Annotated in this window: 6 protein-coding genes and 1 riboswitch; of the genes, 4 read left to right on the top strand and 2 right to left on the bottom strand. The window is 55.0% G+C overall.

Going from position 1 to position 5684, the window contains the following annotated elements; translation table 11 throughout:
- Positions 1-84: 84 nt before the first annotated feature.
- A complete protein-coding gene (locus QJ48_RS33160; RefSeq protein ID WP_054977574.1) occupies positions 85-684 on the bottom strand; it encodes an AAA family ATPase in 600 nt (199 codons plus the stop codon).
- A gap of 416 nt (positions 685-1100) precedes the next feature.
- Between QJ48_RS33160 and QJ48_RS33165 the strand changes: the two genes are divergently transcribed.
- The 4 genes from QJ48_RS33165 (at position 1101) to QJ48_RS33180 (ending at position 5003) form a co-directional block, all read left to right on the top strand.
- Complete coding sequence (locus tag QJ48_RS33165; protein WP_054977575.1) at positions 1101-1811, top strand: MIP/aquaporin family protein; 711 nt, start codon at positions 1101-1103, stop codon at positions 1809-1811.
- A gap of 54 nt (positions 1812-1865) precedes the next feature.
- A complete protein-coding gene (glpK, locus tag QJ48_RS33170) occupies positions 1866-3368 on the top strand; it encodes a glycerol kinase GlpK (protein WP_054977576.1) in 1503 nt (500 codons plus the stop codon).
- Positions 3369-3548: 180 nt separating this feature from the next.
- Positions 3549-4091 (top strand): glycerol-3-phosphate responsive antiterminator, encoded by a 543-nt coding sequence (locus tag QJ48_RS33175; RefSeq protein WP_010497591.1) that lies wholly within the window; start codon positions 3549-3551, stop codon positions 4089-4091.
- 141 nt (positions 4092-4232) lie between these two features.
- A complete protein-coding gene (locus QJ48_RS33180; protein ID WP_054977577.1) occupies positions 4233-5003 on the top strand; it encodes a class III extradiol ring-cleavage dioxygenase in 771 nt (256 codons plus the stop codon).
- Between the two features lies 1 nt (position 5004).
- On the opposite strand, the gene QJ48_RS33185 is transcribed toward QJ48_RS33180, so the two are convergent.
- Positions 5005-5415, bottom strand: a complete 411-nt coding sequence (locus tag QJ48_RS33185) for a hypothetical protein (RefSeq protein ID WP_054977578.1) — start codon at positions 5413-5415, stop codon at positions 5005-5007.
- 122 nt (positions 5416-5537) lie between these two features.
- A riboswitch (cyclic di-AMP (ydaO/yuaA leader) is annotated at positions 5538-5684 on the bottom strand. This riboswitch is flagged as partial in the annotation.

The following is a 5684-nucleotide window of genomic DNA, read 5'->3' on the forward strand; positions in this document are numbered from 1 at the left end:
TGAGTTTTTCTACTTCTAAAGTGTCTCAACACTCAGGGCCCCTTCGAAAACGAGGGGCCTTTTGCTTTAGGGTGGAGTACCGCTCTAGTCTTCTGATTCGTTTGCATAAATAAACCGCTCGACTAGGCGCAGCTTTTCTTCCGTGAGCGGGCCCGCGTTATCGAACGAGAGAATCGATGAGGCCGGCAGCTTCCACCGGATTTCCCGAACCGCAAGGGAGCGGCTGAATTCGCTCCAATTCTCCAGCTTCCATGCATCCAGCGCCAGCCCCCGGTCCCGGATGCGCTCGCGGTAATGCTGCTCGCCGGGGAGCGAGACGAGGATCGCTTTGACGTCCACGTCGTTCAGCGACGCGCCGATCCGCAGCAGTTCTTTCTCCGGCCATGCCGGATCTTCGAGCTCCCGGGTAAAAGGGCCGATGACAAACGCGTTCACGCCGAGGTCCACATTTTCCAGAGCGGCGTCCATCGTGATGCGGTAACCCAGATCCCGGCAGCGTATTTTGTAAACATCGGAATCGCGGTCGTTCGGGTCAAGCCCGGAGAGGGTCATAATCGCCTCCGATGCGGGCCTGGATAAGGTGTCCATATCGAACAAAGCCGCATGGCGTCTGCGGACCAAGGCTTTGGCCAAGGTCGTCTTGCCCGTGCCGGCGGGCCCCAGGAAAAATACGAGCTTGCGCATGTCATGCCTCCTGTCCTGCATCTTCTGCAATCTTATCGTATCATAAAAGCGGCGCATCACGGTAAAAACCGATTTTCTTTAACAAGATACGGCTCGCTTAGGATGTAATTGGCGTATCGTTCAAATAATTGGAATTTTAGGGATTCAGGGTTTACGAAACGGTGGGCTTATACTATAATAAAAATCACAAGTAAACAGTTTTGCTGTGAGAAGATGAGAACAGCCATCATCCAAAGTGGAGCTTTCCACATTTCGGATCATGGCTGTTTTTTGTCTTATCCTGGAAAGGAGGGGCTCTTCATGCAAGGGCTCGGGTGCAAAACATATTGACCTATGATCAATTAAGGCGAGAAGTCCTTCTTTAAAACGATTGTTTGAAAGGGTTTACAAAAAACACAATGCCAGGAGGTAAACCTATGACTCCGTTTATGGGGGAATTGCTGGGAACGATGCTTTTAATTTTATTCGGCGACGGGGTATGCGCCGGAGTCAGCCTGAACAAATCCAAAGCGCAGAACTCGGGTTGGATTGTCATTGCGATGGGCTGGGGGCTCGCGCTCGCCATTGCGATTTTTGCGGTCGGCCGGATCAGCGGCGCGCACTTGAATCCCGCCTTTACCGTCGGGTTGGCCATGGCCGGACAATTCCCTTGGGAGAAGGTTCCGTCTTATATTGCTGCGCAATTCATCGGAGCATTTCTGGGAGCTTGCCTGGTATGGTTGCAATATTTGCCGCACTGGAAAGCGACCGAGGATACCGGAGCGAAGCTCGGAACCTTCGCGACAGGACCTGCCATCCGCAGCCCGTTCGCGAACCTGATCAGCGAAGTGCTGGCGACGTTTATTTTATTTGTCTGCATCTTGGCGATCGGCGCCAACAAATTTACGGACGGCTTGAACCCGTTTGTCGTCGGCTTCCTGCTGGTCGGTGTCGGTCTTTCGTTTGGAGGAACGACCGGCTATGCGATGAATCCGGCCCGCGATCTGGGTCCGCGCATCGCGCATGCGGTATTGCCGCTCGGGAAGAAGGGCTCTTCGGATTGGGGCTATGCCTGGATTCCGATTGTCGGTCCGCTGGTCGGCGGCTCGCTCGGAACGCTATTTTATTATGCGGTTTTCGGAAGCTGACGCATAGGCTACATGTATATCTAACATTTTAACACTATACGGGAGGGCATCTTCATGGATAAAAAATATGTGCTTGCGCTCGATCAAGGAACGACCAGCTCGCGCGCCATTTTGTTCGATCATAGCGGCAGCATCGTCGGTTCCGCGCAAAAAGAATTTACGCAAATTTATCCCAAAGCCGGTTGGGTCGAGCATGACGCGATGGAAATTTGGGGAACGCAAAGCGGTGTAGCCCGCGAGGTGCTGGAAAAGGTCGGCGTACGCCCGCAGGAGATAGCCTCGATCGGGATTACCAACCAGCGGGAGACGGCGGTGATCTGGGACAAAAATACGGGAAGGCCCATTCACAACGCCATCGTCTGGCAGGATCGCAGAACCGCCGATTTTTGCGACGAGCTGAAGGCAAGAGGCTTGGAGCCTTATATCCGGGAAAACACGGGACTCGTTGTAGACGCTTACTTCTCCGGAACGAAAATCAAGTGGATGCTGGACCACGTCGAAGGGGCGAGGGAGAAGGCGAACCGCGGAGAGCTGCTGTTCGGCACCGTCGATACTTGGCTCATCTGGAATTTGACGCGGGGCAAAGTGCATGCGACGGATTACACGAACGCATCCCGCACGATGCTCTATAATATCAAGCAGCTCTGCTGGGACGAAAAGCTGCTGCAGGAGCTGGACATTCCGTATTCGATGCTGCCGGAGGTTAAGCCGTCGGTAAGCATGTACGGCTCCACCGATCCGCATACGTTCGGAGGCGCGGAAATCCCGATTGCGGGCGTAGCGGGAGACCAGCATGCGGCGCTGTTCGGACAAACGTGCTTCGAATCGGGGATGGCGAAGAACACGTATGGCACCGGCTGCTTCATGCTGATGAATACCGGCACGAAGGCCGTCGAATCGAAATCCGGGTTGCTGACGACGATTGCCTGGGGTATGGACGGCAAGGTGGAATACGCGCTGGAAGGAAGCATCTTTATCGCCGGTGCGGCGGTTCAATGGCTGCGCGACGGGCTGAAGCTGTTCGACTCGGCGTCGGACTCCGAGTATTACGCAGGCAAAGTCAAGGACACGGACGGCGTCTATGTCGTGCCGGCCTTTGCGGGACTCGGGGCGCCTTATTGGGATATGTACGCCAGAGGCGCGATTTTCGGCTTGACGCGCGGAACGAAGAAAGAGCATCTGATCCGGGCTACGCTGAACTCGCTGGCCTACCAAACGAAAGACGTATTGGGGGCGATGGAGAGCGATTCCGGCCTGAAGCTGCAATCGCTGCGGGTCGACGGCGGGGCGACCGCGAACAACCTGCTGATGCAATTCCAGGCAGACATTCTCGGGGTTGCCGTACAAAGACCGCAAATGACCGAAACGACTGCGCTTGGCGCCGCTTACATGGCGGGAATCGCCGTCGGCTTCTGGGATAAAACGGAAATCACGGCGCGTGCCGGTTCGGACACCGTGTTCGAACCGGGCATCGACGAACCGACCCGTGCGAAATTGTACCGGGGCTGGAAAAAAGCCGTGGATCGTACGATGCTTTGGGAGAAAGACGAAGAATAAGCAGTGACCGGGCCGTGCTGTCGCACCCTTCTTCAGGAGAAGGGCGGCAGCACGGTTTCGCTTGTTTTCCGAACCGGGAGCGGCGTGTTAAAAAATTCTAAATAATTCATTCTATTTTCGTTTATGATAGTATCATCTGCACCGTGAGAGAACTCATATTTTTTATCGAAGGAGGATATTATGTTGAAGCCCAACACCATGATTCCCGCTGTCCGGGGGTTTAAAGAATTAGAGAAGGCGCTCGCTTCGCCGCACGAGGTCATTTTTCTGCTGGAAGGGGAATTAATTCAATTACAAAGCATCGTAGGGGCGGTCAAGCAAGCGAACAAAAAAATATACCTTCACCTGGAGATGGTGAAAGGCATTAAAGACGACGAAGCTTCGATTCATTTTTTATCCAAGGTGATTAAAATCGACGGGATCATCAGCACCCGGACGTCCTGCCTGCTTCACGCCAAAAAATACGGACTGAGCGCCATTCAGCGCGGCTTCATTATCGACTCCCACTCGATCCGTACGATTATTAATTCGGCCGCTCAAGTGAAACCGGACTATATCGAGATTTTGCCTAGCTTCTCTTATCCCAAACTCAACTTGATCAAGAACGAAACGGGGCTCGATATCATTTTGGGCGGATTCGTCGAAAAGAAAGAGGAGCTGCCCGTTCTGTTCAACGCCGGCGCGATTGCCGTATCGACCAGCCGAATCGAGCTTTGGAGCTGAAGCGGATTGGCTCCTCTCCGTTAGCGGATGAATACGATATAACGGATCTGGCATCCCGCCGGGCGTAATACGCCAAGAGCCCCGGCAGCCGCATGGCTTTGCCGTCGGGAGCAGCTCATCGAAAAGGAGAATGATGCGCGAATGTATCCGTCCTTTTTTCTCGCTCATGGCCTGCCGACACTTGTGACGGAGCCGCATAGCTATTCCCGTTTCTTGAAAGCGCTCGGGGCGCAGCTGCCGAAGCCGGAAGGGATTGTCGTATTCAGCGCCCATTGGGAAAGCGAAGTACAGACGATCGGTGCGGCGGCCGAGCCGGATACGCTGTACGATTTTTTCGGGTTTCCGGAGAAACTGTACGATATGTCTTATCCTGCGAAAGGGAATATTTTGCTCGCTATGGGTATTCGACGGCTGCTTGATGCCGAAGGGATCGCCTGCACGCTGGACGATACCCGAGGACTCGATCACGGCGTATGGACGCTGCTCTCGCTCATGCATCCCGCGGCGGACGTGCCCGTCGTCCACTTGTCCGTGAATCCGCTGCTGGTGCCGGAAGAACAGTACCGGATCGGCCGTGCGCTCCAGGCTTTGCGCAGCGAGGGGATCATGATTGTCGGCAGCGGCGGGACGGTACATCATCTTGGCAAGCTGCATTGGCAGGACGATGCCGCCGAGCTGTGGGCCAAGCAATTCGACGCCTGGCTGTACGACCGGATTACGGTATGGGATTCGGATGCTTTGTTCGATTACGAGCGGCGGGCGCCGCATGCTGCCCTGGCCGTGCCGACGGCGGAGCACTTCGTGCCTCTGTTGATTGCGATGGGCGCGGCGGACCGCAGCAGACGGGCGAAGCTGCTGTACCAGAAGTATCAGTACGGGACGCTCAGTCTCGGCGCATGGATGTTCAGTTAGCCTATTCGTGCGCCGAATGGATCAGAAACGATACTTCGCCGCTGTTCGTATGAATCACGTAGTTGGCACCGAGTCCTTTATAAATCAAGCGCGGATGGTTCGATTGCGTAATAACATACAGCGGTTCCGAGGTCCAGGAGCGGCAAATGCGGATATAGCGGCAGCATAGGGCCAGACTGTTCTCGAACAAAAACACTTTGCCGACAGGCCATTCGGGGACGAGCCATGTATTCTCCTCGTTCGTATCCACCATCACAATTCGCTCGACCCCAAGCTCCTGCAGCCGGGTCTGCTCGGCTTTATTGTTGACGATGACCGCAAACGGAATGCTGCCGAATTTGAGCTGCCGGATAAACGCTTCGCCGGGCTTGTTGGGAGCCGATACCAAAATATATTCCTGTTCCTGTTCCATGGTTTTCTCCTCCTAAGGGATATGAGGAGAGAAGGCAATACGAAAGAAGCCTGCGGGAATAGACGAGCTCCGCCGCGGCTTCTAAGGCACGGAACAAGCCGTGTCTTACGCGTAAATAGGGATGCCTCTCTCGACTGCGCTGACGAGGTTAGCTGACGGGTTCGGGCGGTGAGAGTCGCCCTACTCTGGCGCATGAGCGGCATGCGCGATCAAGATTCACCCCAATGCGATGGGCGGCACGCTCTCACGGCGTGCCGCCCATCGCATTG

Origin of the sequence: Paenibacillus sp. A3 (assembly GCF_001399685.1) — a bacterium.
GTDB lineage: Bacteria > Bacillota > Bacilli > Paenibacillales > NBRC-103111 > Paenibacillus_G.